Here is a 3,218-nt window from a genome sequence, read left to right on the forward strand (position 1 = left end):
ACCATGATGTTTCTCCTGTTGAGCTCCCATATCTATTTAGAACGCTGTCTGCAAAGAGATGTTCGCATTTCCTGACCAAAGGATTCGGTCGCGGAAAAAGTCCTTTAGAGAGAACTCTACGACACCATTCGTCGCCTATTAAAACGTGGTGCAGGATACGGCTCAAGGATTGCTAACTACGCCCGTAGCAGCCCCGGAACGACGTAATTCTGACGCGGCGGCAATCAACATTAACGCTTAAGGACTCCAGCGATACGCCTGGTCAGTCACCGGAGATGCAACGTGTCAACTCTCAATGAAATCGCAGCGAACCACGCGAGAATGGCTAAGGCAAACGAAGAAGAGTCGACCGGGCTGAATGAGCGACACCTTCAAATAGTGGGTAGCTTCGAAATTTCCGCCATCGATGCGCAACAGCACATTCCACTGCACCTGATCGCCGGAGTGCAAGACAACCATTTCGAACAAACAACTGGCTACTTGCTCTGACTGCGTTTGATCTCAATACCGGGTTGGTACGTCATCGGCTTGTCGCAGGCCACGCAGAAAAATTGATATTTTGAACAGTGTGCGAGCAAAACGTGCGGTGAGCTGATCGGGAGATCCGGGAGGGTGTCATGGCCGCTGTTAGCGATACGCTGAAGCTGTTTCTCGCGGGCGACGTCATGACCGCCCGCGGCATCGACTCGGTACTGCCGCATCCTGGCGATCCGCGGCTTTACGAAGCTTACGTCAAGCATGCCGGCGACTACGTCCGGCTGGCAGAAAAACTCAATGGCCCGATTCCCCGCCCAGTCGACTTCACCTATATCTGGGGTGCCGCGCTGGATGAATTCGAACTTCGCCAGCCGCAKGCACGCATCATCAATCTGGAAACTGCGGTGTCCCGCCGCGGACGACCGGAACCAAAAGGCATCAATTACCGCATGAGTCCGGATAACTTCCCGGTCATCAGCGTGGCCGGCATCGACTGCTGCATGCTGGCCAACAACCATGTGCTGGACTGGGGAGAAGCCGGTCTGACCGATACGCTGGACACCCTGTCGAGCAACAGTATGTGCAGCGCTGGCGCCGGGCATAACCGGCAAACTGCCGAAGCACCTGCCGTGCTGCCGCAGCCTGGCGGGTGGCGCTTGCTGGTGTTTGGCCTCGGCGCACCCGACAGCGGCATCCCACCGGACTGGACCGCCACGGACAAGCGCGCGGGCGTTGCGCGGCTGGAGGACCTGTCGATGCAAACCCTGCACCTTGTGGCCAAACGGATGCTTGCGGGCAAAAAACCGGGAGACCGGGTGGTCGCGTCCATCCACTGGGGCGGCAACTGGGGGTTCGATATCCCGAAGGAGCAGATCCGGTTCGCCCATGCCTTGATCGACGAGGCCGGAGTCGACGTGGTACACGGGCATTCCTCGCACCACATCAAGGGCATCGAGGTGTACCGCGAACGCCTGATTCTCTATGGCTGCGGTGATCTCTTGAACGATTACGAAGGCATCGAGAACCACGCAGCCTTTCGCGGCGACCTGGGGCTTCTGTACTTTGCCTCGCTGGATCCGAGCGGGTGCCTGCAATCGCTGGACCTGATACCCACCCGACTCCGTCGCTTTCGCATCTGTCGCGCCGAAGGGGATGACCGCCAATGGCTGCACGACACCCTTTCCCGCGAGTGCGCACGCTTGGGTAGCGGCATCCGGTCGGGCGCGAAGAATGCCTTCACGTTGTGTTGGTAGGAAAACAGGTCGGCTTTCTGTTGCGAATGGTTGCACCCAACCCGCCGGATTCACCTGAATAACCTATGGAATCTCAACCATCAGGGCTCTGACGCCCAGATAACGTTCGAGCTGTTGATAACCGGACACCGGTCAGGGTTGATCTCGCGCTCGCGATGAAGCCAGACCCTGGTTCGCTCGACATCGAATTGTCGCTCGTTCCTTTCCCTCATAACGATGCCGGATACGCCGAAATGCCCGCACTCAGGACAAATCAGTTCAATGCCATCCATTGCGGATTCAATACGTCGCGCGTCTTCCGAGCAGATCAAACACCACATGAGCCACTCCCAAGCACCTGTCAGTTTCCACGACCAAGCAATCTAACCACCAACTCATGCCCCACCGCCGGGCATCGCCGAACGTCTTCCAGGCGCTGACTTCTCGCCTACCCTCGCAGTGCAGGTTGTCAATTAATAGACCATTTCCAACCGTCACGCTACCTCGACAAAAATTTCCTTTTCCCCATAGAAAGTGCGGCAGCCCTGATCTCGATCAGACGGTTGTGAATACCCTCGGTGAGTGTCGATCAAGTGACCATCGGCCTCGCCTTTTGTCGCAAGTCGATTGACTGAAGGGGGCCTTGGGAGCCCAGTACTCAACGGGCCAGACCAGATCACAAGAAGAAAAATCATGTCGAAAATAACGGTGATATCCGGTGACTTTCTGGCAGGCGATGCTGAATTTCAATCTGGTTTTTTCACTCTGAAATCCGCACTGAAACCTTCTCTCGAACTAAAGATTCCCCTGTCAAATCTGGAAACTCTGGAAACAGCAACCGAAGAAGTCGTCAACAAGAAAGGCAGCGTTATTCGATGGAGTCTGGCGGGAGCATTGCTTCTGGGGCCGATTGGGCTAGTGGCAGGCTGGTTACTATGTGATACAGAAAGGGAAATAACGTTCTACGCAAAATTCAAGGATGGCCGCTGCTTACTGGCCACCCTTCGCAACGTCGCGTCCGCCACCCAATTCTGAACAATTCACAACTGAACAGCCAGGCTCTGCTGTCTGCCAGCATCCATCCGCCCCTTAACCGACAAAGCCCAGCGCGGGGCTGGGCTTTGTCATTCCATTGAGCTTATCTTTTCGGAGGTTTTTTGTGGCTGTCCAATCGACCGCTCTCCAGCAAATCCTTGTACTTCAACGCCTCTGCTTCACTGTGATAGACGCCGACCAGAACATCTCCCTGAAAGACATCCCACATCCTGATTCCCGCGCTACTTGATTCATGAGACATGTGATGCTCATCGCGCTCTTTGACGGTAATGACCATTTGCACATCCTCTGGATGAGGCAGGTAAGGTCTTTTTTACTCCTGTCATCTCCAAGATTCCATACCGAAAGCCTTCACCTCTCTCTGACGCTCCTGGGGGGAGTGATTCCGGGGCAATCACGCTGTCGTTATTTGACCGCCTGCGCATTTGGCAATAAGCAAGATGAGCATATGGC

Annotated in this window: 4 protein-coding genes; 3 read left to right on the forward strand and 1 reads right to left on the reverse strand. The window is 55.4% G+C overall.

What is annotated here, in order from left to right; genetic code table 11:
• Positions 1-282: 282 nt before the first annotated feature.
• The 3 genes from AC1DH9_RS26675 (at position 283) to AC1DH9_RS26685 (ending at position 2,744) form a co-directional block, all read left to right on the forward strand.
• A complete protein-coding gene (locus AC1DH9_RS26675; protein WP_427538628.1) occupies positions 283-489 on the forward strand; it encodes a hypothetical protein in 207 nt (68 codons plus the stop codon).
• Between the two features lie 128 nt (positions 490-617).
• On the forward strand, positions 618-1,730 hold the full coding sequence (locus tag AC1DH9_RS26680) for a CapA family protein (protein WP_477809109.1): 1,113 nt from the start codon (positions 618-620) through the stop codon (positions 1,728-1,730).
• A gap of 672 nt (positions 1,731-2,402) precedes the next feature.
• On the forward strand, positions 2,403-2,744 hold the full coding sequence (locus tag AC1DH9_RS26685; RefSeq protein ID WP_477809110.1) for a hypothetical protein: 342 nt from the start codon (positions 2,403-2,405) through the stop codon (positions 2,742-2,744).
• Positions 2,745-2,847: 103 nt separating this feature from the next.
• Here AC1DH9_RS26685 and AC1DH9_RS26690 read toward each other — a convergent pair whose 3' ends face one another.
• A complete protein-coding gene (locus AC1DH9_RS26690; RefSeq protein ID WP_427538619.1) occupies positions 2,848-3,042 on the reverse strand; it encodes a hypothetical protein in 195 nt (64 codons plus the stop codon).
• Positions 3,043-3,218: the final 176 nt, after the last annotated feature.

The sequence above is a fragment of the Pseudomonas sp. 05T35 genome (assembly GCF_056396605.1).

What these genes read in the sequence shown, in the direction of transcription:
- AC1DH9_RS26685 (WP_477809110.1), top strand. Translation starts at nt 2,403, where the DNA reads ATGTCGAAAATAACGGTGATATCCGGTGACTTTCTGGCAGGCGATGCT.
- AC1DH9_RS26690 (WP_427538619.1), bottom strand. Translation starts at nt 3,042, where the DNA reads ATGGTCATTACCGTCAAAGAGCGCGATGAGCATCACATGTCTCATGAA.